This window comes from Haloglomus irregulare, from assembly GCF_007421925.1.
In the GTDB taxonomy this organism is placed as follows: Archaea; Halobacteriota; Halobacteria; order Halobacteriales; family Haloarculaceae; genus Haloglomus; species Haloglomus irregulare.
In genome coordinates this window covers 187,525-209,487 of sequence record NZ_QMDX01000002.1, presented here as the reverse complement: position 1 = coordinate 209,487, position 21,963 = coordinate 187,525, and the positions used below count along the sequence as shown (strand labels likewise).

The 21,963-nt window shown below is 71.5% G+C and carries 24 protein-coding genes; 11 read left to right on the top strand and 13 right to left on the bottom strand.

Translation table 11 applies throughout. From position 1 onward, the window contains the following. Positions 1 to 14 precede the first annotated feature (14 nt). The 3 genes from DP107_RS04840 to DP107_RS04830 all read right to left on the bottom strand — a co-directional run bounded on the left by DP107_RS04840 (position 15) and on the right by DP107_RS04830 (position 3,601). A complete protein-coding gene (locus tag DP107_RS04840; protein ID WP_338072722.1) occupies positions 15 to 1,355 on the bottom strand; it encodes an Hvo_1808 family surface protein in 1,341 nt (446 codons plus the stop codon). Further along, positions 1,352 to 3,013: an Hvo_1808 family surface protein gene (locus DP107_RS04835; protein WP_185977174.1), complete on the bottom strand. Its 1,662-nt coding sequence runs from the start codon at positions 3,011 to 3,013 to the stop codon at positions 1,352 to 1,354. The genes DP107_RS04840 and DP107_RS04835 overlap by 4 nt, the downstream gene beginning before the upstream one ends. A gap of 384 nt (positions 3,014 to 3,397) precedes the next feature. Beyond that, positions 3,398 to 3,601 carry a hypothetical protein gene (locus tag DP107_RS04830; RefSeq protein ID WP_144261018.1) on the bottom strand — a complete coding sequence of 68 codons (204 nt, stop codon included), beginning with the start codon at positions 3,599 to 3,601 and terminating at the stop codon, positions 3,398 to 3,400. Positions 3,602 to 3,828: 227 nt separating this feature from the next. Here DP107_RS04830 and DP107_RS04825 point away from each other — a divergent pair, with 227 nt between their 5' ends. The 3 genes from DP107_RS04825 to DP107_RS20685 all read left to right on the top strand — a co-directional run bounded on the left by DP107_RS04825 (position 3,829) and on the right by DP107_RS20685 (position 4,972). Then, positions 3,829 to 4,008 carry a hypothetical protein gene (locus DP107_RS04825; RefSeq protein WP_144261017.1) on the top strand — a complete coding sequence of 60 codons (180 nt, stop codon included), beginning with the start codon at positions 3,829 to 3,831 and terminating at the stop codon, positions 4,006 to 4,008. 206 nt (positions 4,009 to 4,214) lie between these two features. Beyond that, positions 4,215 to 4,667: a MaoC family dehydratase gene (locus tag DP107_RS04820; protein WP_185977173.1), complete on the top strand. Its 453-nt coding sequence runs from the start codon at positions 4,215 to 4,217 to the stop codon at positions 4,665 to 4,667. Positions 4,668 to 4,822: 155 nt separating this feature from the next. Beyond that, positions 4,823 to 4,972 (top strand): hypothetical protein, encoded by a 150-nt coding sequence (locus DP107_RS20685; protein WP_238330777.1) that lies wholly within the window; start codon positions 4,823 to 4,825, stop codon positions 4,970 to 4,972. A gap of 7 nt (positions 4,973 to 4,979) precedes the next feature. On the opposite strand, the gene DP107_RS04810 is transcribed toward DP107_RS20685, so the two are convergent. From DP107_RS04810 to DP107_RS04785, 5 genes are all read right to left on the bottom strand, one after another. Further along, the gene (locus tag DP107_RS04810) at positions 4,980 to 5,330 is read right to left on the bottom strand and encodes a hypothetical protein (protein ID WP_144261015.1); all 351 of its coding nucleotides are present in this window, start codon (positions 5,328 to 5,330) and stop codon (positions 4,980 to 4,982) included. A 372-nt stretch (positions 5,331 to 5,702) separates the two neighbouring features. Next, the gene (locus DP107_RS21080) at positions 5,703 to 5,837 is read right to left on the bottom strand and encodes a hypothetical protein (protein ID WP_272949821.1); all 135 of its coding nucleotides are present in this window, start codon (positions 5,835 to 5,837) and stop codon (positions 5,703 to 5,705) included. A gap of 77 nt (positions 5,838 to 5,914) precedes the next feature. After that, positions 5,915 to 6,556: a DUF6517 family protein gene (locus tag DP107_RS04795; protein ID WP_144261012.1), complete on the bottom strand. Its 642-nt coding sequence runs from the start codon at positions 6,554 to 6,556 to the stop codon at positions 5,915 to 5,917. A 78-nt stretch (positions 6,557 to 6,634) separates the two neighbouring features. Further along, positions 6,635 to 8,131, bottom strand: a complete 1,497-nt coding sequence (cysS, locus tag DP107_RS04790) for a cysteine--tRNA ligase (protein WP_144261011.1) — start codon at positions 8,129 to 8,131, stop codon at positions 6,635 to 6,637. A gap of 95 nt (positions 8,132 to 8,226) precedes the next feature. Beyond that, the gene (locus tag DP107_RS04785) at positions 8,227 to 8,712 is read right to left on the bottom strand and encodes a DUF7523 family protein (RefSeq protein WP_144261010.1); all 486 of its coding nucleotides are present in this window, start codon (positions 8,710 to 8,712) and stop codon (positions 8,227 to 8,229) included. 307 nt (positions 8,713 to 9,019) lie between these two features. Here DP107_RS04785 and DP107_RS04780 point away from each other — a divergent pair, with 307 nt between their 5' ends. Further along, a complete protein-coding gene (locus tag DP107_RS04780) occupies positions 9,020 to 10,789 on the top strand; it encodes a site-2 protease family protein (RefSeq protein ID WP_144261009.1) in 1,770 nt (589 codons plus the stop codon). Between the two features lie 38 nt (positions 10,790 to 10,827). On the opposite strand, the gene DP107_RS04775 is transcribed toward DP107_RS04780, so the two are convergent. Then, positions 10,828 to 11,505 carry a non-canonical purine NTP pyrophosphatase gene (locus tag DP107_RS04775; RefSeq protein ID WP_144261008.1) on the bottom strand — a complete coding sequence of 226 codons (678 nt, stop codon included), beginning with the start codon at positions 11,503 to 11,505 and terminating at the stop codon, positions 10,828 to 10,830. Between the two features lie 72 nt (positions 11,506 to 11,577). Then, a complete protein-coding gene (locus DP107_RS04770) occupies positions 11,578 to 12,198 on the bottom strand; it encodes an alpha/beta hydrolase (protein WP_144261007.1) in 621 nt (206 codons plus the stop codon). A 97-nt stretch (positions 12,199 to 12,295) separates the two neighbouring features. Here DP107_RS04770 and DP107_RS04765 point away from each other — a divergent pair, with 97 nt between their 5' ends. Continuing rightward, positions 12,296 to 12,988 (top strand): methyltransferase domain-containing protein, encoded by a 693-nt coding sequence (locus DP107_RS04765; protein ID WP_144261006.1) that lies wholly within the window; start codon positions 12,296 to 12,298, stop codon positions 12,986 to 12,988. A gap of 59 nt (positions 12,989 to 13,047) precedes the next feature. Here DP107_RS04765 and DP107_RS04760 read toward each other — a convergent pair whose 3' ends face one another. Beyond that, a complete protein-coding gene (locus DP107_RS04760) occupies positions 13,048 to 13,545 on the bottom strand; it encodes a type IV pilin (RefSeq protein WP_144261005.1) in 498 nt (165 codons plus the stop codon). A 40-nt stretch (positions 13,546 to 13,585) separates the two neighbouring features. Beyond that, positions 13,586 to 14,923, bottom strand: coding sequence for a DUF7096 domain-containing protein (locus DP107_RS04755; protein ID WP_144261004.1), 1,338 nt, complete (start codon positions 14,921 to 14,923; stop codon positions 13,586 to 13,588). Between the two features lie 155 nt (positions 14,924 to 15,078). On the opposite strand from DP107_RS04755, the gene DP107_RS04750 reads away from it, so the two are divergent. The 5 genes from DP107_RS04750 (at position 15,079) to thiL (ending at position 20,217) form a co-directional block, all read left to right on the top strand. After that, positions 15,079 to 16,314, top strand: coding sequence for a helix-turn-helix transcriptional regulator (locus DP107_RS04750; RefSeq protein WP_144261003.1), 1,236 nt, complete (start codon positions 15,079 to 15,081; stop codon positions 16,312 to 16,314). 155 nt (positions 16,315 to 16,469) lie between these two features. Beyond that, positions 16,470 to 17,264 (top strand): electron transfer flavoprotein subunit beta/FixA family protein, encoded by a 795-nt coding sequence (locus DP107_RS04745; protein ID WP_144261002.1) that lies wholly within the window; start codon positions 16,470 to 16,472, stop codon positions 17,262 to 17,264. Then, the gene (locus DP107_RS04740; RefSeq protein WP_144261001.1) at positions 17,261 to 18,229 is read left to right on the top strand and encodes an electron transfer flavoprotein subunit alpha/FixB family protein; all 969 of its coding nucleotides are present in this window, start codon (positions 17,261 to 17,263) and stop codon (positions 18,227 to 18,229) included. Before DP107_RS04745 ends, DP107_RS04740 begins: the two co-directional genes overlap by 4 nt. A gap of 178 nt (positions 18,230 to 18,407) precedes the next feature. Further along, positions 18,408 to 19,259 carry a polyprenyl synthetase family protein gene (locus tag DP107_RS04735; protein WP_144261261.1) on the top strand — a complete coding sequence of 284 codons (852 nt, stop codon included), beginning with the start codon at positions 18,408 to 18,410 and terminating at the stop codon, positions 19,257 to 19,259. A 70-nt stretch (positions 19,260 to 19,329) separates the two neighbouring features. Next, positions 19,330 to 20,217: a thiamine-phosphate kinase gene (thiL, locus tag DP107_RS04730; RefSeq protein ID WP_144261260.1), complete on the top strand. Its 888-nt coding sequence runs from the start codon at positions 19,330 to 19,332 to the stop codon at positions 20,215 to 20,217. Between the two features lie 25 nt (positions 20,218 to 20,242). Here thiL and DP107_RS04725 read toward each other — a convergent pair whose 3' ends face one another. Beyond that, positions 20,243 to 20,509 carry a hypothetical protein gene (locus DP107_RS04725; RefSeq protein WP_144261000.1) on the bottom strand — a complete coding sequence of 89 codons (267 nt, stop codon included), beginning with the start codon at positions 20,507 to 20,509 and terminating at the stop codon, positions 20,243 to 20,245. A 151-nt stretch (positions 20,510 to 20,660) separates the two neighbouring features. Here DP107_RS04725 and hmgA point away from each other — a divergent pair, with 151 nt between their 5' ends. Next, positions 20,661 to 21,893 carry a hydroxymethylglutaryl-CoA reductase (NADPH) gene (gene hmgA / locus DP107_RS04720; protein ID WP_144260999.1) on the top strand — a complete coding sequence of 411 codons (1,233 nt, stop codon included), beginning with the start codon at positions 20,661 to 20,663 and terminating at the stop codon, positions 21,891 to 21,893. Positions 21,894 to 21,963: the final 70 nt, after the last annotated feature.

Below are 21,963 nucleotides of genomic sequence, written 5' to 3'. Positions count from 1 at the left end.
GACGGTCGGCGGGCCTACCGCCGCCCGTGCACGTCGTCCAGCTGTGCGGCGGTCGGCGCGTTCACGACCGTCACGGTGGTCCCGGACCGGGAGACACGGAAGGCGTCGTCGTACGGGTCGGAGTCGGGGATGACGAAGACGCCGTCGCCGCGGGCGTCGGCGTCCCGCGACCGGAGCAGGTCCCGATAGGCCCCGGCGAACTCCCGGGCCTCGGCGGGCGAGTCCCACTCGCTGCGCCAGACGTAGCCGCACTCCCCGTCGGACCGGTACGGGACGACGCTGTCGCCGTCCCAGCCGGTGGAGTAGGGGTGAACGTAGTCGTAGCGGTCGTGGTCGCCGAGCTGGTCGTTGGCCCAGAACATGGCGTAGATGGAGGCCTCACCGACGGTGTCGGCCTCGGGGTCGACGTCGAACCGCTCCCAGTCGGCCACAGAGCGGTCGGCCACGGTCACCCGGACGGGCGTGTCGCCCGGGTAGCGGTCCGGGTGGATGACCTGCTCCGTCGAGGCCGGGTAGCGGTCGTAGGCGTCGTTGACGGCGGTCCAGCCGCCGCGGTCCTTGAGCTCGCCGACGAAGTCGGGGCCGGTCACGTACGGCGCGAAGACGGTCGTGAACAGACCCTGATTGAACGGGCCGCCGCCACCGCCGCCGCTCTCGGGGCGGTCGAGACAGCGCCACTCGCCCGACCGGCAGCGCTCCTCGTACGCCCGCTCGACGAAGTTCGCGTCGCCCTCGACGAGCCCGTCCTCGGCCAGCTGTGCGTCCTGGGTCTCCGGGCTCCGGTCGAGCCCGAACTGCTGGTCCTGCAGCGCGTGAACCAGCTCGTGCGAGAGCGTGGCCCGGTCGATGGTCGGCGTCTCGCTCCCGCTCACGATGACGATCTCCTCACGCGAGGGGGAGTAGTAGCCCTGGACCGAGGAGCCGAACACCGAGTCCAGCGTCTCGGCCACGCTGTCGTCCTCGCCGACGATGAAGATGGCCTCCCAGACCTGGTCGTTCCAGCGGTTGAACTCGCTGTCCGGGTCCGTGGCGCGGTCGCCGCGGCGCTTGCGGTAGGTCTCCCGCGAGACTACCTCGACCGGCACCCGCGACCGGAACTCCTGGTCGCGGATCCGCTCGACACGGGCCATCGTCCGCGCGACGACCCGCCGGCGCTCGCTCCCGTTCAGCCCGTCGTCGAGGGTCACGTCGACGGGGTCGTCGTACCAGTAGCCGTCCTCCCAGCCGAGCCGGTCCTCGTCGGGGTCCTCGCGCTCGCCGCCCTCCAGCGGACCACCGTCCAGCGGTCCGACCGAACAGCCGGCGAGGACGAGCATCGCCGCCAGGGCGACCGTCAGGAACCGGCGCCGCGTCACCGTCCTGCTACGCTGGCGGCGGTCCCGTCGGAGCCGGCGCCGTCGTCGGCCGCCGCGGGCCGACCCGACCGAACCTCGTCCAGTTCCGCGACGGTCGGCGCGTTGACGAGCGTCACGGTGTCGCCGTCGACCCGGACGCGGAAGGCGTCCGCGAACGGCTGGCGGTCGATGGTGTAGACGTAGTTGACCTGGTCCCCCGAGCGCTGCTGGCCGCCCCAGTGCTCCAGCAGCAGGCGGTAGCCCCGGGCGAACTCGCGGGCGTCCTCGGGCGAGTCCCACGTGGACTTCCAGACGTAGGCCGTCTCGTTGGTACTCCCGTCCGTGGCGGCCGCGGCGGTCGCGTTCCGGTAGACGTGCATCCGGTCGCCGTCCCAGCCGCTGGTCCACCTGAGGTCGTAGTTGAACGGGTCCTGGCGGTCGACCTGCCCGCCGTCACGGTTGATGAACTCGCGGGTCCCGTCGACGGCCGACTCGTTGTACGGGTCGGCGATGGTGTAGGCGAACATCGCACTCATCGAGGCCTGCCCGAAACTCGCGTAGTCCGGGCGGGTCTGGCCCGGCCGCGGCGCCTCGGGGCGCACGCGCTCCCAGTCGCCCGTGTGCTCGTCGGTCACCGAGACGGTCGTCGGCTCGTCCTCGCCGTACTTCTCGGGGTGGATGACCTGCTCGCTGGAGGCCGGCGGGTCGTCGTACATCGCGTCGACACGGTCCCAGCCGCCGCGGTCACGGTGGTGCTCGATGAACGGCGGGCCGTCGCTGTACGGGAAGAAGTTGACGAAGTAGACCCCGAAGTGGATGTCGGAGCCGCCGCCGCCACCGCCCCCGCCGGCCAGCGAGAGGCAGTCCCAGTCGCCGTCACAGCGGTCGCGGTACAGCTGCTCCGTGTAGTGGGAGTCACCCTCGAGCAGACCGTTGGTGGCGCCGTACGTCTCGCGGGTGGGACGGCTGTAGTCCGAGAGGTTGTACACCTGGTCCTGTAGCGCGTGCGTCAGTTCGTGGCCGAGGGTGAGCTCGTCCCGGAGCATCGGCGGCGTCGACTCCGAGACGACGACGATGGAGTCGTTCCGCGGCGAGTAGAACCCCAGCACGTTCGACCCCCGGTTCTGGTTCTGCACCGCGAGCGAGTCCCGGTCCTCGCCGATGAGGAACAGCGACTCGAACTTCGCGTTGTCGAAGGTCCGGAACGTGTCGGTGTAGTCGGCGCCGTCGCCGCTGAACTCCTGTCGGTACGTCGACCGATTGATCACCCGGACGGGGACGGGCTGGCGGAACTCCAGCTCGCGGAGCTGTTCGACGCGGGCCATCGACCGCGCGACCAGCGCCTCCCGCTCGGTCCCGTTCAGCCCGGTGCTGGCGTCGTAGTCGAGCGATTCGTTGTACCAGTAGCCGTTCTCCCAGCCGAGTCGGTCCTCGTCGGGGTCGGCGAAGTCGAACGCCGAGGCGTTCCCCTCGGTGTCGGCGTCGCCGGGGCCCCCGTCGGACCCGGTATCGTTGGGACCGCCGGGGTCCCCGTCGGACCCGGTGTCGCCGGGGTCGGTCGGCGTGGCCGTCGGTTCCGGCGTCGCGTCGTCGCTGAAGGGGTCGCCCCCGGTGAGGCCGGTGGAGCAACCGGCGAGGACGAGCAGGGCGGCGACCAGCAGGGCGGGCAGCGTTCGCATCGGTCGCCCGGAGGGGCGGCGCACGCAAAAGCCCCGCGGGCCTCGGTCCGGGCACTACCGGAACGGCGCCCCGTCGGACGATGGACGACGATTTATACTCCCTCGTGCGTAGTTCCCGCGTATGGACCGCCAGCAGCTGTTCGCCCTGCTCATGGTGCTCATGATGGTCGGGTCGTCCGTCGTCTACGGGCTCGCCTATTTCCTCTGAGCCCCGGGACTTCGGATGTCGAGCGGGGTGGGAGTTGTTCGGCGAACGTCCGCGATAGAACGGCTCGGAGGTCCCCTTCCGAGGTATCGACCGTGAGGTCCGGAGGGCTCCGAGTTTCCGTCGGAACTGGGGGTCGGCGAGAGCCGGTCGATGTCGGTCGAGGCGCCGGCCGCCGGCTACACCGCCTTCTCGCTGATGCCGATCGAGAGGACGCCGATGACGACGGTCATGACGCCCACGATGCCGAGGACGAGGCGAAGGGAGCGTCCCTGGATGCCGGCGAAGGTGAGGAGCGCGAGGATGAGGATGCCCGCGGCCAGCATCACCGCACCGCCCCCGATCTTCTCCCGCTCGTCCATTGCGCTGAGTCGGTCTGCCATACCCATACGTGGCCGTCTAGCGAGCACCTACTTGATGCCCGCGTTTCGCGCTCGGGCCGACCGTGGCGGGCACACCGTCGGCGCTCCCCCGCTGTGTCCTGACGACCCGCCACGTGTGTAAGTATTCGAGATTCATTTGACCGCCTAATACCTCTCTTAGAGCACATTCGTACTGCTATTCTTCGAAATGGTTATCATAGTAGAGCCAAGAAATCGAATCGAAGCCCATGCGTACACATGCACTCCGGACGGCGATGACGCTGTACGAGAGCGGGACCGTCGGTATCGACGCGGCGGCCCGTTCGGCAGGGGTCACCACCGAGCGGATGCGTCATCGGCTGCGGTCGAGCGGCATCACGGTCCGCGAGGGGGGCGCCGGCCAGCCGACCGCTCCGGTGGGCCGCTAGCACACCGCCGCGCCCGAGGGACCGTCGCGCCACCACACCGGCCGTGGCGACCGGGGAACGCCGTCGCCGGCGCGGACGAGCCACGCCGCACACGCTGGTAGAAGCGGGCGTTCATGCCTGCAGGGGGGTCATACGAGGGAATAGCCCGTCCGCGAGGACGGGGACGCCGCCGTGGATTTAAGCCCGGCGCCGCCGCGGACGGGGATATGCACCGGTTCGAGGACATGACGGTCGGGTTCTCGGAGACGTACGGCGACCACGAGATGACCGAGGCCGGCATCATCGCCTTCGCGGAGCAGTTCGACCCACAGCCGATGCATACCGACCCCGAGGCCGCGGCCGAGACGGGGTACGGCGGCCTCATCGCCAGTGGGCTCCACACGGTCGGCGTCGCCACCCGGCTGATGGTCGAGCACTTCCTCAACGACTCCTCGAACCGCGGCGGCCTGGGTATCGACGACCTGACCTGGCACCGCCCCGTCCGGCCGGGTGATGTCCTCCGGGTGCGCCACGAGGTCGTCGACCGCCGGGAGTCGGGGAGCCACCCGGACGCCGGCATCGTCGTCCGCGACGTCGAGGTGCTGGCGGACGACGGGGACGGCGAGGCGGTGGTCTGCTCGTGGACGGTGGCCATCCTGATGGGGAAGCGCGAGCCGTGAGCCACGACACCGGGGCGGTCGACCGCGAGGCGCTGGTCGACCTCCATGACCACCTCGCAGCCACGGCCGAGCGGCCCGTGGAGCGGACCGCCAGTCGGTAGCTCGGCGAGGCCGAGGCGGTCGCGGCCGACGCCCGACAGATCGAGGCCCCCGAGGTGGCCCGGGAACGCGTTGCCGAAGTCGCCGAACTCCTCGCCAACGTCGATGGGACGGGTGACGGAGCCGCCGACGAGCACGTCCGGGCGGCGCGGTCGCTTGCCGAGGCCATCGTCGCTGGGGACGGGGCGGCGGGCGACGGGGCGTGACCCCGCGTCAGGGTCGGGTCGTGGCCCAGACCGCCAGCGCCCCGAGGACGATGGCCGGGACCAGCGGGAGGACGAGGAAGGCGTCGCGAAGTGAGAGACCGAGCGAGGAGACCAACCCCTGTGCGCGGGGCAGGAAGTAGAGGGCGACCGGGATGACGACGAAGGCGAAGAGGATGGCGGCGACGAGGGTCCAGCCGCGCCAGTCGAACTCGCGGGCGTCGCCACGGGGGATGTCCTCCGGGTCGACGTCGTCGCTCCCGGGCGCCGTGGCGTCGGCCGTCTCGGCCGCCGCGTTCGCGTCATCGGCGTCGTCCCCGAACGCCGACGGGTCGTGGACGTAGCCGTCGTCGTCGCTCATACCATGTGGTTCGCGGCCGGCCACCTAAACTCCGCGTTGTGGCGACCGGCGCGCTGGGGGATAGCCCTGCTCCCGGAAGCAGCCCGGCATCACGAGCGCGAGGAACACCGTCCCCGACATCGCCGCGGGCGAGGACCCCGACGGCCTCACGGGTCGGCCAGGCCAACTTCCGGAGGGTGAGTAGGTCCCGGCGGGCGGTGTTGAACTCCGCCGGGGCCAGCGCGTGGAGGCCGAGCGCCTCGGCGACGGCGTCGGACTCGGCCTGCGAGGCCCCGGATGCCCGGAGACAGCTCGTTCCGGTCGCCTTCTCTGCTGCCGCTATGTCGTCGTACTCCTCGATACCAGTCTCCGGGCCGTAGGCGGCAGTCCCGATCACGTTTCCGCCTCCGGCTGCCGCCCACGGCCGGTGGCCAGCAGCGCCAGGCCGACGATGAGTCCGGTGATACTGAGCGCTCGTCCGGGGTAGGCCGCGGTGGTGTCGATGGCGTAGCCGGCGAGACTCGCCACGGTCGACGGCCCGGCGACGGTGAGCCGCCAATCCGTGCCGCACACCCAGCGGCGGCCGGGAGGACTGTTTCCGCGAGTTACGCCTCGCCCGAGTCGCCCGTCTCGTGCTGGACGCCGTTGATCAGCGTGTTCACCGTCTCCCGCTCGCCGTCGAGCTGGGTCGGGTAGACCGCGATGGCGATGACGAAATCGTCGCCGTCACGGACCTGCGTGATATGCATGAACACCTCCGTGCTGGTGCCGTCGGTGGTCCGGGCGTCCGCGCGGAACGTGCCGACGGTGGTTTCCTGGCCCAGCATCGTCTCCGTCCGGTTGCCCTCGCGCTGGACGTTCTCGGTGGTGTCGTACTGGTTCTGGAGTCGGAGGGCGAGTCCCGTGTTGTTCAGATCCGCGACGGGGTTGAACGGCCCCTGCTCGGCCACCTCCACCGCGGGGGTGGTGAAGACGGTGAACCGGGCGATCCGGGCGTCCCCGAACACCGGGAGGTTCGACGAGCGGGCGTACTCGGTGAGCTGGTTGCTCACCTCGACGTCCTGCCCGGCGAACGACCGGGTGATCGTCTGCGTCGACTCGTTCTCCAGCGCGTACCCGGTGTCGTCCAGCGCGGACTGCGAGACGGTTCCACGGTCGGCAGTGAAGCTGGTCGCCCCGGAGAGCGCCGAGCAGCCGGCGGTGATGGTCAACAGCGCGAGCAACGCGGCGACAGCACGTCCTGTCATCGGCCACCGGTTCTCGGCTGCCCGGGATAAGTCCGGTGGCCTCGCGATGAACGGCCGTTCAGCGGCGCGGCGGCGGCCCTACGGCAGCCGGAACTCCGGGCCCTCGTCCGTGTCCTGCACCTCGACCCCGAGCGCGGCCAGGTCGTCGCGCAGTCGGTCGGCGCGCTCGTAGTCGCCGCGGTCGCGGGCGTCCTCCCGGGCCGCGAGGACGACGTCGACGAGGTCCTCGGCCAGGCGCACGTCGCCGCCCCCGCCCGCGTCGCCGAGTTCGAAGCCGAGCGCCTCGCCCGCAAGCGTCTCCAGGGCCTCGATGGCCCGCCGCAGCCCGCGGTAGTCGTACGGCTCCTCGGCGACGTGGCGATTGACGGCGCCGACGAGATCCAGCAGCGCGGTCAGCGCCTCGCGCGTGTTGAAGTCGTCGTCCATCGCGGCGCCGAAGTCGGCCCGGGCGTCGGCCACGGCCTCGCGGAGCGGCTCGTCCGCGACCGTCGCGCCGGCCGCGGGCGAGTCACAGGCGTCGACGGCGGCCTCGTACCCACGTTCCAGGCGCTCCCAGCGCTCCTCGGCCTCGTCGAGCGCGGCCGTCGAGAAGACGGCCTCCGTGTTGTACGCGGCCGACAGCGCCCACATCCGCGCGACGTTCGGTCCCCGCTCCCGGACGAGTCCGGAGACGGTCTCGAAGTTCCCCAGCGACGATGACATCTTCTCCGTCTCCTCGTCGGTCTCGACCTCGACCAGGGCGGTGTGGAGCCAGTAGCGGGCGAACGTCCGTCCCGTTGCGGCCTCGCTCTGGGCGATCTCGTTCTCGTGGTGCGGGAAGACGAGGTCCCGGCCGCCGACGTGGATGTCGATGGTGTCGTCCAGATGGGTCGTCGACATCGCCGAGCACTCGATATGCCAGCCGGGGCGCCCCTCGCCCCACGGGGAGTCCCAGGTCAGCGCGCGGTCGGCGGCCGCCTCGGGGGGCGCGGCCTCGCCGTGGCGGTGTTCCGCGATGGCGTCGGGCGCGACGCCGCCGGCCTTCCAGAGCGCGAAGTCCGCGGGGTTGCGCTTCTCGGAGCGTTCGGCCGGGTCCCCCTGCGCCTCGAGTTCATCGAGCGTCTGGTTCGAGAGCGCGCCGTAGTCCTCGAACTGGGTCACGTCGAAGTAGACGGAGCCGTCGGCCTCGTAGGCGTAGCCCGCCTCGACGAGTCGCTCGACCATCGCGATGATCTCCTCGATATGCTCGGAGACACGTGGGTACACCGCCGCGCGCTTCAGGTTCAGCGACCGCATGTCCTCGATGAGGGCCGCGATGTAGCGCTCCGCGACGGCGGCCTCGTCCGCGCCGGCCTCGCCGACCCGGGCGACGATCTTCTCGTTCACGTCGGTGAAGTTCTCCACGTGGCGCACGTCGTAGCCCCGGTGTTCGAGCCACCGATGCATGGCGTCGACGTGGAGCCACGACCGGGCGTGGCCCATGTGGGCCGGGTCGGAGGTCGTCAGGCCACAGTAGTAGAGCAGCACCTCGTCCTCGTCGCGCGGCTCGAAGACCTCTTTCTCGCCGGTCAGCGTGTTCGTCACCCGGAGCGTCATGGGCGGGAGTAGCCGGGGTCGGCCTTTCAGGATGTCGGAAGGCCGGCCGAATCCGGGGTCGGCCGTTCAGGATGTCGGCCGGTCGCTCGCAACGCCTACAGCGTCTCCTCGATCGCGCGGAGGGCCGTGGGGCCGTCACGGCGGGGGACGACCACCGCCAGTGCGCCGTCGGCGGCCCCGGCGGCCGACACCTCGATGCCGACGGTTCGGAGCCGGTCCAGCACCGGGCCGAGGTCCGGCGCCGCGACGTCACCCGTCGCGAGGACGCCCGTGGCGTCGCCGCCGGTCGGCGCGAGGACCGTCCCACCGACGGCGAGGACGGCGTCCGCGCGGTCGTCTGTCGGCCCGACGCCCGAACGCATCTCGACCCGGGCGTTCGTGCCCGCGGTGGGCGACTCGTACGGTCCGAGCTCGTCGGCGTACCGCCGCAGCGCCGCCGCGACCGCCTCGTGGTCCTCCTCGTCGTCGCCCAGCCCGAGGAACCGGGCCGCAGCGGTGTAGTTGACCACGCCCGCACGGAGGGCCGAGTGCAGGAAGGGCCGCGCGCGGACGGCGTCGCGCGTGTCGGCTGCCAGCGTCATGGCTCGTATGGCTCGTGGAACCATCCTCAACGTGTCGGTGCCGCGGGGCGGTGCGCGCCGGTAGTGTCGGCCGTCCACATCCGAACACCGGGGGCGGGCAGGTCGGCGGGCTCCCGTCTCGGGGGCGTGACGACTCTCGCTGTCACGAGCCCTTGTATGACATATATCCACCGTACCGGCACAACGCCCGACTCGGTTCGGTTACGCGACCCGTTCATGGGATATCTGCAGTATTGTCACGATACGACTGGCAGCCCCCCTCGACGACCCGCAATCCATTTGAGCGGACGGCTCCTGTCTGTCGGTAATGGTAAGCACGCTGTGGCTGGTGGGTGGGGGCGTCCTGCTCTACACCTTCGTCGCGATGGCCCTGAACTCCCAGGGGCGGCTCCCCGACGCGGTCCGTGTGCAGGGGCCCATCACGACGATCCACACCCAGCGCGGCAAGGCGTTCCTGAACTGGCTCTCGGAACCCAGGCGGTTCTGGCGGGCCTGGGGGAACCTGGGCGTCGGCATCGCGCTGGTGGTGATGATCGGGTCGTTCGGGCTGGTGGCGTTCGCGGCGCTGCAGGCGGTGCAGAACCCACAACCCTCACCACTGAACGAACCGCAGAACGTGCTCGCGATCCCGGGCGTCAACGACTTCCTCCCGCTGTCCGTGGCCCCGGAGATCATCGCGGGCCTCGTCATCGGGCTGGTGGTCCACGAGGGCGGCCACGGGCTGCTCTGCCGGGTCGAGGACATCGATATCGAGTCGATGGGGCTGGCACTGCTGGCGTTCATCCCGATCGGGGCCTTTGTCGAGCCGGACGAGAGTTCGCGCAACGACGCGAGTCGCGGCGGGCAGACCCGGATGTTCGCGGCCGGCGTCACCAATAACTTCGCCATCGCGGTGCTCTGCTTCCTCCTGCTGTTCGGCCCGGTCGCGGGGGCCATCGGTGTCGCCGCCGGCGTCCCCGTCGGCGGCTCGCTCCCGGGATCGCCCGCGCGCCAGGCCGGTCTCGAGGAGGGGGCGGTCATCGCGAGCGTCGACGGCCAGTCCGTGGCCGACGCCGACGAGATGCAGGCCGTCCTGGCCAACTCCTCGACCGAGCAGGTGACGGTCGGACTCCGTGACGGCAGTCAGCTGGAGGTCACGCGCGAGGTGCTGGTGACCACGGCCGTCAGGAGCGCGCCGGTCGAGGTGAACGAGACCATCACGGCCGTCAACGGGAGTGAGATATCGACGGCCAGCGGGTTCGAGCGGGCCGTGGCGTCGCGTCCGGTGGCGGACCTGACGGTCCGGGGGGCCGACGGAACCCGGACGGAGACCGTCCCCATCGGGACGTACAGCCTCGTCGCCGAGGACGGCGCGCTCGCGTCGGGGACGGAGCTCTCGGGCGGCGAGACGATGATTGTCACCGATATCGGCGGCGAGCGGACGGTCGACTTCGACGACCTGAGCGCCGTCCTCGACGGGCGGGAGCCGGGCGACACCGTTACCGTGACGGGCTACGTCGGCGGTTTCGACGGTGACCGCCGGACCTACGAGATCGAGCTCGGCGGCAGCGGCTCCGACGCCGTGCTGGGCGTGCGCGTCCAGCGCGGGGTCTCCGGGCTCGTCGTGGACGACTTCGGCGTCGACGTCTACCCCGCGGGCACCTTCCTGACCATCCTCGGCGGCGACGGTGGCGGCGACCTCGGCGGCATCCAGCGGGCGTACCTGGCGCTCGTACTGCCGTTCGCGTCGCTGACGCTGCCGGAGGTCGGCTACAACTTCGCCGGCTTCGTCGGCCCCGTCACGGAGTTCTACACCGTGAGCGGGCCGCTCGGGCTGCTCGGTGCCGGCGGGACCTTCCTGCTCGCCAATCTGCTGTTCTGGACGGCCTGGATCAACCTCATCATCGGCCAGTTCAACTGCGTCCCGGCATACCCGCTCGACGGCGGCCATATCCTCCGCACGACGACGGAGTCGGTCGTCTCCAGACTGCCGGTCACCGACGGCCGGGCGCTCACGTCGGCGGTCACGACGACGGTCAGCGTGGTGATGATACTGGGGCTGCTGGTGATGGTGTTCGGACCGCGGTTACTGGGCTGAGCTCCCCTCGGGCCCGGCGGCCGCCGTCACGGCTCGGCCTACCGCTCCGCGAACCAGTCGGCGAACGCGGCGAGCGCCCGGCCCCGGTGCGAGACGGCGTTCTTCTCCGTGGCGTCCATCTCCGCGAAGGTCGTCCCGTCGTGCTCGAAGATGGGGTCGAACCCGAACCCCCCCTCGCCGCGGGGGTCGACGATGCGGCCCGGGACGGCGCCGCCGAACAGTTTGACCGGCGCCACCCCCTCGTCGGCGACCTGGTCGTCGGTGGTCGCGGTGCCCCGGTCCGCCGCCGAGAGGTCCTGGCCCCGGCGCTCGCCGCGGTCGACCGGGTCCGGTGTCGCGGCGAAGTCCTCGCCGTCGCAGTAACCGATGACACAGCGGAACGCCGCGCGGGCGACCGCGTCGTCCTCGCCGTCGTCCCGGTCCGCAACCGCAGCGCGGGCGACCTGCCCCGTCAGCCCCACACCCAGCGTGTCCTCGACGTACGAGGAGTACGGCCCGGGGAACCCGTCCAGCGGCTCGACGAACAGGCCGGCGTCGTCGACGATGGCCGGTTCGTCCGCGTGCGCGAACGCCTCCCGGGCACCGTGGGCCGCCACCGTCTCCAGGTCCGGCGCCTGGACCTCGGTGTAGTCGTAGTCCAGCGCCGTCACGGCGTCGAGGTACTCCTCCGCCTCCCGTACCTTCCCCGGGTTGGTCGTCACGTACCGAAGGGTCATGCCCGACCGTCGGGCGGCTCCGAGGGTAGTGGTGTCGGTTCCGCGCCGGCGCGTCCGGACCGGCGGCCGCCGCTACAGTCGCGCCAGCAGGGACTCGGCGGCGGCATCGGCGGCCTTGTGGGCCTGCCCGACGAGGTGGTGGTCGGCACCCAGTTCGACGACGTCCAGGTCGAGGGCGCGGGCCCGCTCGACGATCGGTTCCCAGTCCGCGGTCGTGTCCCTGGAGCCGTAGACGACGCGCAGGGGTGCGGCGATGGTCTCGAGCGCGTCGGGCACGGTGCGGTCGACGCCACCTGTGATGCCGGTCCCCGGCGCGAGCGCGACGACGGCCTCGAGGGGGCGACCGTCATCGGCGTCCGCGGCGGCCGCGAGCAACGCGACGGCGCCACCGAACGAGTAGCCGAACAGTCCGACGCGTTCGTACCGTTCGCGGGCCCAGGCGCAGGCCTGCCGTGCGTCCGTCGTCTCGCCTCGTCCCTCGTCCCAGGCGCCGTAGTCGACGCGGAGACAGGCGACGTCCTCCCCGGTGAGGGTCTCCGAGAGCGCCGTCAGTCGTGTATCGGACCGCCGGCCGCCGTACTGTGGGTGGGGCGGGCACGCGACGACACAGGCGTCGGGGACCGTGTCCTCGGGCGTATCGAGCGTTCCACGCACGTCCCGACCACCGGGTACCAGCACCGACTCCGATCGCATGAGCGACCGGACGGGAGCCCGGCGGTTAGTTCCACGGGCGCTCCTCGGGACCCCGGAAGCAGGGGAATTATGCCCGCGCACCACCAAGGGTGCTCCAATGGGAATCCTCGAGAACAAGGCGCGTGCGCGGCTCTTCTACAAGTACCTCTCGAAGGTGTACGACCAGATCAACCCGTTCATCTGGAACGAGGAGATGCGCAACGACTCCCTGGAGCTGTTCGGCATCGAGGAGGGCGACCGCGTGCTGGACGTCGGCTGTGGGACGGGCTTCGCCACGGAGGGGCTGCTGGAGCGCACCGAGAAGGTCTACGGGTTGGACCAGTCCGAGCACCAGCTGGAGAAGGCCTACGAGAAGTTCGGCAAGCGCGACCAGGTCCGGTTCCACCGCGGCGACGCCGAACGGCTCCCGTTCGCCGACGACGCGTTCGACGCGCTCTGGTCCTCGGGGAGCATCGAGTACTGGCCGAACCCGGTCGACGCGCTCGAGGAGTTCCGCCGCGTGGTGAAGCCGGGCGGCCCCGTGCTGGTCGTCGGTCCGAACTACCCCCGCTCCGGCGTGTTCCGGAAGCTCGCCGACGCCATCATGCTGTTCTACGACGAGGCCGAAGCCGATCGGATGTTCCGCGAGGCCGGCTACGGGGAGTTCCGCCACGTCACCATGGGCCCGGACTACAACCCCGAGATCGCCATCACGACCATCGCACGGGTCCCCGGCGGGGCGGACGAGGCCCCCGGGGCGACGGCCGCCGAAATCGTCGACGCCCCGGCGGACGCCTCCGCCGACGACTGACGCCGCGCCCGCCGCGTACGCACTCGCTCTCGCCCCCAGTCACCCCATCTCACGCCCTGTCAGTTCACCTCCGTCTCCGCCGCCGCGACCGTGTAGCCATCCGCCAGTAGTCGCACCCTGACCGACGCGCCCGGCGTCAGGCCGGGGTCGTTCGTGGCCGCGATGCTGAAGCTCGCCGTCTCACCGGCGGTCCAGCCGGGGTCCGACGAGGGATTGAAGGGGCCGGTCGGCCCGGCCCGGAACCCACGGGCGGCGAAGAACGGAACCGGCGGCTGGTGGGTCAGCGGGTCGCCGTCGACCGCGACGTGTACCCGCAGGTCGCGGGTGTCGAGCCGGTCGCCGCCGCGATGGGTACAGGCCACGCGGTCGGGGCCCGCGTCGGCGCGGCAGTCGATGTGCGCGGCCGGGGGCGGGTCGCCCGGCAGGTCCGGAACCGCGCCGACGCCGACCGTCGCGGCCAGGGCGACGGTTACGACGACGAGCAGCACGACACCGACGGCCGGCGAGACGGCGCGGTCGGCCCGCGCGGTAGGACCGGCGGCGTGACTCGGGGGCACGGGCGGCCTGGCGCGGCATGTGCCAAGAGGTTCCGGGACGTCAGCCGGTCGGCGCGCCGTCGCTGAAGATCTCGACGGAGACGGCCGCTCCTTCGTGGACGACGGTGACGTTCGCCGTGGGGCGGGGCGCGATGACCCAGTACCGTCCCTCGCTGCCCGTCCGGCCGACCGTCTCACCGTTGACGAGCACGTCGGCCGCGAGCGGCTCACCGGTCGACGCGTTCGTGGCCGTCACCCGCATCGGACCGCCCGAACGGGTTCGATCCACCGAGAGCGAGACGCCGTCGGAGTCGTTCGTGGCGGCCCGGGTCAGTGGTATCTCGGACAGGTCCTTGTACTGGATCTCACGGAACACCTCCTCCGTCGACCCGTCTATGAACGTGATGAGATCGTAGGTTCGGTCGGCTCCGTGGGGATGGCCGATTCGGACCGAGTAGACGCCTGCGGTGTAGAGGAACGGTTGGCCCTGGAACGACCCGATAGAGGCTGAAATCCGGTTCTCCCACGTCCACGGGTAACTGTTCCGAGACCGGTCACTGGCCGCCTCCAGCCGGTCCTCGGCCAGGTCGAATCGGTCGACCCCGCCGGGGTCACGCGCGCTCGGGACGTGTGCCTCGCGGATGTACCGCTGTGTGAACCCGCGCCGGTCGATGGTGGCGAGGACGACGCCCTCGTCCGAGGTCTGGATGAAAATCCGGACGGGGGGGCCGTCACCACGCATGGCCGCCAGCGCCCGGTCGCGGACCGGTCCCTGAAGCGGGAGGAGGCGGGCTTTCTGGGCCGCGATTCGGGCGGACGGTATCGGTTCGTCGGCGACGGAGTTGTACGTCGAGAGCAGGTCGAGGGTGCCCCGGAGCGAGTCCGCGGCCGCGTCGATGGCGGCGAGCTCGCGCAGATAGCTCCGGGCGGATATCGCCCCGCTGTTGTACCGGTTCAGGGCGACCTGTGCGCGTTGCTCCAGCGCCGTGATGTCGTCGTCGATACGGTCGGCGCTACGGGTGACGACCGCCCGCTGCGCCGTCAGGTTGCCCTCCGTCTCGGTGAACGCCGTCCGGAGCCGTGTCGCCCGGTATATCGACCGGGTTCGGCCGCTGTCGGCCGCGACGGCCCCGCCGACGTCGAACGTGGCGGTGCCGAACCGGCTGGTCCGTATCGTCGTGTCGAGGTCGAGATAGCCGGTTGTGTTCCCCTCGGCGACGACCGGCGCGGTTCCGGCGGTCGTGGGGAGGGCGTCGCCAGGGGCCGGAAGCGCGTCAGGGCCGGGCCGTTCCGTCGGCGGCTGGTCGACCGGAACGGCGGCGACCGGCGCCAGGACCAGCGCCAGCGCCAGGACCGCCACGGCGAGCGCGGACGTGTGGAGGGGGCGGGGACCGCTCATACGGCCACCCTCTGCGTGGGGGAACAAAAAGGCGTCCGTCGGCATCTCCCGCCGGGCGAGACGCCCGCAGCGACGCGGAAACGTTTCATACGGCCCGGAGACGTTTCATCACCCGATGGAAAGCGTTTTCAGCTCGCCCCCGCCATCGGGAGGATATGCGGTCGAGGCCCCCCGTCGCCCTCCACTTACCACTCGCCCTGGCTGTCCTCGCCGCGCTGGTCGTGGTCGGCACGGCACTGCCGGCCGTGGCAGCAGCCCCGGCTTCGGAGCAGGTGTCCGCCGGATCGACCGATTCGGCGTCGCTCGCAGCCCTCCAGTCCGAGTCGCCGTCCCGGAACGGGACGACCCTCAGCGTGCAGCTCCGGCCCGACGGGGATGCCCGCTGGTCGGTTTCGACCGCATTCGTCCTGGAGAACGAGAGCGACCGTGCGGCCTTCGACGAGCTCGCCGAGCAGTTCGAGCAGGGCGACATCGATATCGGCTTCGACCTCGAGACGTTCCGTCGTGCCAGTTCACGGGCCAACGAGACCGTCGATCGTTCGATGGGCATCGAGGAGCCACGGCGGAATGCCACGGTCGCCACCACGAACGGCACGGCGGTCGGCCGGCTGACCCTCTCGTTCACCTGGACGAACTTCGCCACCGTCTCCGGCAGCCGGCTCCGGTTCGGCTCGGCGTTCAACACCTCCGAGGGGACGTGGCTGCCGGGACTGGCGGCGGAGCAGACGCTGGCGATCTATCCGCCGGAGGGGTTCGGCGGACCGGTGACGGCCACGGTCCCGCCGCGGAACGGGGTCCTGCGCTGGTCCGGGCCGACCGACTTCGAGCGCGGTGACGTGGCCGCGACGTACGAGCGCCAGCGCACACAGACGCCGACGGCGTCACCGAGTCCGACGACGAGTCCGGTGACGGACCCGCCGTCCGAGCCGCGGTCGGACATGCTCCTCGTCATCGGCGGCATCGGCGGGCTCGTCGCGCTGGCCGTCCTGCTGGTCCTCGTCGCCCGACGGCGCCCGACGGACGGCGGCCCGACCCCGGCGGCGGGCGGCGACGGCGGCGCGCCCGGCAGCGGGTCGGTCACGGCCGGCACCGACGGCGGGAGCGAGGCCACGGGTGGCGGGGGGAACGGGGCCGCCGGGGTGGCCACGGCCGACGACGACCCGGAGCCGGAGCTCCTCAGCGACGAGGAGCGGGTCGAGCGCCTCTTGGAGCGCAACGGCGGCCGGATGAAGCAGGCCAACATCGTCACGGAGACGGGCTGGTCGAACGCGAAGGTCTCGCAGCTGCTGTCGGCGATGGACGACGACGACCGGGTCGACAAGCTCCGGATCGGCCGCGAGAACCTCATCACCCTTCCCGACGAGGACGTGACGGAACTCGACGAGGAGTGACCGGCGCCGGGGCGGGGGGCGGCATCGAGGGGATCGCCTGTGGGCGGCCACGGAACCCAGTTGAACGGCGCGTATATCCCCGGGCAACGGCGAGTCCGATCCGAATCGTTCGGAAACGTTTATTCACGAACGACCGCTGTGTTGTGACGACTAGCATGAAGATACTCGTCACCGTGAAGGAGGTGGCCGAGGTCGAGGACGAGTTCCAGATTTCGGGACTCGACGTCGACGAAAGCTATCTCGAGTACGACCTCAACGAGTGGGACGACTACGCCGTGGAGGAGGCCGTCCAGACCAGCGAGGAGAACGACGACGTGGAAGTGGTGACGGTCACCATCGGACCCGAGCGGGCCGAGGAGACCGTACGGATGGCGCTCGCGAAGGGGGCCGACCGCGCGGTCCGCGTCTGGGACGACGCGCTCGAAGGCGCCGAGTACCTCTCCGTCGAGGCCAAGGCCGAGCTGCTGGCCGCGGTCGCCGAGGAGGAGGAGCCCGATCTGGTCTTCTCCGGCGTCCAGGCCGCCGACGACTCCAACGGCGCGACCGGCGTCGCGCTGGCGAACAAGCTCGACATGGAGTGGGCCGCGGTCGTCAACACGCTCGACCTCGACATCGAGGGCGAGGTCGCCCACGTCCACCGCGAGCTGGAGGGTGGCATCGAGGAGCTGACCGACGTGCAGACGCCGGCCGTCCTCACCATCCAGTCCGGCATCAACGAGCCGCGCTACGCGAGCCTGCGCGGCATCCGGCAGGCCCAGCAGAAGCCCCTCGACGTCCACGGGCTGGGTGACCTGGGGCTGGACGAGTCGACGCTCGACGCCGACATCGAGCGGACCTCGATGTACGAGCCCGAGTCCGAGGGCGACGCGACGCTCTGGGAGGGCTCGGCCGAGGAGACCGCCGGGGAGCTGGCCGACTTCCTCCGCGAGAAGGGGGTGGTCGAGGGATGACGGTTCTCGCAATCACGGAGCACCGGCGCGGCGAGCTCCGGGACGTCTCCTACGAGGTCATCACCGCGGGTCGGGAACTCGCCGACGAGCTCGGCGGCGAGCTCCACCTCGGCGTCATCTCCGGCGACGTCGACGCGTTCGCCGACGACGTGAACCGCGACGGCGTCGACGCCATCCACACCGTCGACCACGGCGAGGAGTTCAACCACGACGTCTACGCCCAGGCCATCCCGCAGCTGTACGAGACAAGCGGCGCGGACGTCCTGCTCATGCCGAACACGGTCAACGGGCTCGACTACGCCCCCGCCGTGGCCGACGACCTCGACCTCCCGCTGCTGACGGACGCCATCGCGCTCGACGGCGGTGACGTCACGGAGGTCACCCGCGAACAGTACGGTGGCAAGGTCGAGACGACGTTCGATGTCGACGCCGAGGCGTACGCGCTCACGGTCCGCCCGGCCGAGTGGCCCAGGGCCGAGGGCGACGGTGACGCCCCGGTCGGCGCCGTCGACGTCGACATCGACGAGGACGCCATCGGCTCCGAGGTCACCGGCTTCGAGGAGGTCGGCAGCGGCGACGTCGACATCACGGAGGCGGACGTTCTGGTGTCGGTCGGCCGCGGCATCGAGGACGAGGAGAACATCGTCCTCATCGAGGAGCTGGCGGACACGCTCGGCGCGACGCTGTCCTCCTCGCGCCCCATCGTCGACAACGGCTGGCTGCCCAAGAACCGGCAGGTCGGCCAGTCCGGCAAGGTCGTCACGCCGGACGTCTACATCGCCATCGGCATCTCCGGCGCCGTCCAGCACGTCGCCGGGATGAAGGGCGCCGACACCATCGTCGCCATCAACACGGACCCCAGCGCCCCCATCTACGACCTCGCCGACTACGGCATCGTCGACGACCTGTTCGACGTCGTCCCCGAGCTCATCGAGGAGTTCGGCGGCGAGGCACCCAACCTGTAGGCGCGCCTCCCACTCGTTCCTTCTTTCGACGCCCGCTCGGCCACAGCCACGGCCGCGTGACGGCAATACCCCCGGGACGGGACCTCACTGGCGGAGTGGCGGCCGGTAGTGTCCGGAGGGCAGGATTCGATGCACGACTCCGTCACGTACTTCCCGGCACCGGCCTCAGATGGAACGCATGGAGTATCTGGAACGCCGGCGCGCGCGCGTCGAGGACCGGCTGGAGACCGTCCTCGACGGGGTCGAGCCGCCGGCGCTGGCCGAGCAGGTGCGCCACGTCTCCCTCTCGGGGGGCAAGCGCGTCCGGCCGACGCTGACGATGCTCACCTGCGAGGCCGCCGGCGGTGACCCGCTGGCCGACGACACCGCCGCCGACTTCGCGGTCGGCGTCGAACTCGTCCACAACGCCTCGCTCGTCATCGACGACATCATCGACGAGGCCGACCTGCGGCGCGGCGAGACCGCCGCCCACGTCGCCTACGGCCACGGACCGGCCATCATCGCCTCCGACGGCCTGCTCGGCGAGGCGTTCCACCTGTTCTCCGCGGACGAACGCGCCACCCAGGCCGTCAGCGAGGCGATGGTCGAGCTCGGCATGGGCGAGGCGACGGAGCTGGTCGCGATGCCCGAGGACGAGGCGGAGTACATGGCGCTGGCCCGCCGGAAGACGGGCGCGCTGTTCCGCGCGGCCGCCGAGTGCGGCGCCATCGCCGCCGACGCCGACCCCTACACCGTCGAGGCGTTCGGCGAGTACGCCGAGCGCGTCGGCGTGGCCTTCCAGATCCGCGACGACGTGCTGGACGAGACCGCCGACACCCAGTCGCTCGGGAAGCCGACCGGCCACGACGCCCAGATGGAGCGCCCCTCCATCGTCCGGGTGGCGGACCTCTCGCCGGGCGAGGCCAACCAGCGCGCCCGCGACGAGTCCGACGCCGCCATCGAGGCCCTCGAGACCGCTGCCGCCCGGGACTCCCGGGCCGTGGACTACCTCCGCGACCTCGCGGAGTTCGTCGTCGTCCGCGAGCGGTGACGGCAGCGTCGTCACCCATATACCCGTGGCGGTCGCCCCTCCGACGATGAGCGAGGGCGACGACACGGCTATCGACGAGCGGGCCGCCCTCGCGCTGATCGCCGCCGACCTCCCGGCGGCGGGCGACGACGCCGCGGTCGTCGATGGGCAGGTCCTCACGACGGACATGCTCCACGAGACGACGGACTTCCCCGATGGCACCACCCGCTACACCGCCGGCTGGCGGGCGGTCGCGGCGTCGCTGTCGGACGTAGCGGCGATGGGCGCGGACGCGACCGCCGCGGTGGCCGTCTACGGCGCGCCGTCGTTCCGGGCCGACGAGGTCCGCGCGTTCGTCCGTGGCGCCCGCGAGGTCTGCGAGGCCGTCGACGCCGAGTACGTCGGCGGGGACCTGGACGGCCACGAGGAGTTCACCGTCGCCACGACGGCGCTGGGCCGGGTCGGCGAGGCGGGGCCGGTCCGGCGGTCCGGCGCGACCCCGGGCGACGCGCTCTGCGTGACGGGCGACCTCGGCCGGTCGGGCGCTGCGCTCCGGCTGTTCGGCGATGACCCCGACCGCGCCAACGACCTGTTCCGGTTCACACCCCGCGTCGCGGCCGGTCGGGCGCTCGCGGCCCACGCGTCGGCGATGATGGACTCCAGCGACGGGCTGGCGCGGTCGTGCCACCAGCTCGCCGCGGCCTCGGACTGTGGCGTCGTCATCGAGGCCGACGCGCTGCCGGTCCACGACGCGGTCCGCGAGGTGACCGACGGCGGCGCGGCCGCCCGCGAGCTGGCGACCACCTTCGGCGAGGACTTCGAGCTCGTCGTGACCGTTCCCGAGAGCGCGCTCGACACGGCACGGGACGACTGCCCCGTCGCCCTGACGCGGGTCGGGACCGTCACCGATGCCGACGCGGGGCTGACGATGGACGACGAGCCGCTCCCGGACCGTGGCTACACGCACGGGGACGGGTAGACGGGGGGCGGGCCCTCGGCCTCGACTACTCCGTCTCCGCGAGCTGCTGCCCGCGGACGACGACGTACAGCAGGACGATGCCGGCGCCGACGGCGAGGACGAACTGTGCGACGACCGTGAGTATCGCCCCGAGCGCGCTGCTCCCCGCGAACAGGGAGACCAGCGCCAGCGGCACCAGCGCGATGCCGCCGAACAGCCCCACCAGCGCCGCGACGGGCAGCGCCTCCCGGTAGATCTGTGCGGTGTCGAGGCTCCCGGTACCGAGATCGACGAACGGCGGACTGGAGGGCATCAGCGCGGTCATTCATCCTGGCGGGATATCAAGCCCCGGCACGCATCGTCCGGGTTCCGCTGTCGGGGTGGTGGGCCGGACCCGGGCGTCGAACGACCCGTCACGGCTCGCGACCCGAAGCCTTAGGCGCGGACGCGCCGACCGACACGGTATGACTGAGGACGCCACCGCCGCCGAGTTGGCCGAGCTGGTTCGGCAGGGAGAGCTGCGTCTGTACGAACTGGAGGAGCACGCCGACGCCGCGGCCGCCGCGGCCGCCCGGCGGCACCTGCTCGCGACCGAGACCGCCGCCGACCTCGACGCGGTCGGCTCGTACGCCTTCGACGCGGCCGACGCCGAGGCAAACATCGAGAACATGGTCGGCGCGGCGCAGGTGCCGATGGGCGTCGTCGGCCCCGTCCCCGTCGACGGCGAGGCCGCCTCCGGCGACGAGTACCTCCCGCTCGCGACGACGGAGGGCGCACTGGTGGCGTCGGTCAACCGGGGCTGTGCGGCCATCCGGGCCGGGGGTGGCGCGACCGCCCGCGTCCTGAAGAGCGCAATGACCCGTGCGCCCGTCTTCCGCGTCCGGGACGTGGGCGAGGCGAGCGAGGTGGCCTCGTGGGTCCGGGCGAACGTGCCGGCCCTGCGCGAGGCCGCCGAGTCGACGACGGGCCACGGCGAGCTGCGGGACGTGACCCCCTACGTCGTCGGCGACAACGTCTTCCTCCGGTTCGCGTACGACACGAAGGACGCGATGGGGATGAACATGGCCACCATCGCGACCGAGGAGGCCTGCGCCGTCGTCGAGGCCGAGACGCCCGCCTCGCTGGTGGCGCTGTCGGGCAACCTCTGCTCGGACAAGAAGCCCGCCGCGGTCAACGCCGTCGAGGGGCGGGGCCGCACCGTCGCGGCGGACGTGCTGATTCCGGCCGACACCGTCGAGTCCGTGCTGAACACGACGCCAGCGGCCATCGCGGAGGCCAACACCCGGAAGAACCTGGTCGGGAGCGCCAAGGCCGGCTCGCTCGGCTTCAACGCCCACGCCGCCAACACCGTCGCCGCCGCCTTCCTCGCCACCGGGCAGGACATGGCCCAGGTCGTCGAGGGGGCCAACGCCATCACCACCGCGGACGTCCGCGAGACCGACGACGGCGCGGCGCTCTACGCCAGCGTCACGCTCGCGTCGCTGGAGGTCGGCACCGTCGGCGGCGGCACGAGGCTGCCGACGCAGGCCGAGTCGCTGGACGTGCTGGGCGTGCGCGGCGGCGGCGACCCGGCGGGGTCGAACGCGGACGCCCTCGCGGAGGTCATCGCGACGGGGGCGCTGGCCGGGGAACTGTCGCTGCTGGGGGCGCTGGCGTCGTCCCATCTGGCGAGCGCCCACGAGGAACTGGGGAGATAGCGGGTCGGTCCTCCGTCTCGGAGACCGGGCAGGGCGGCGACGGGACGCCCTCCGGAGCCCTGCCGTCGCC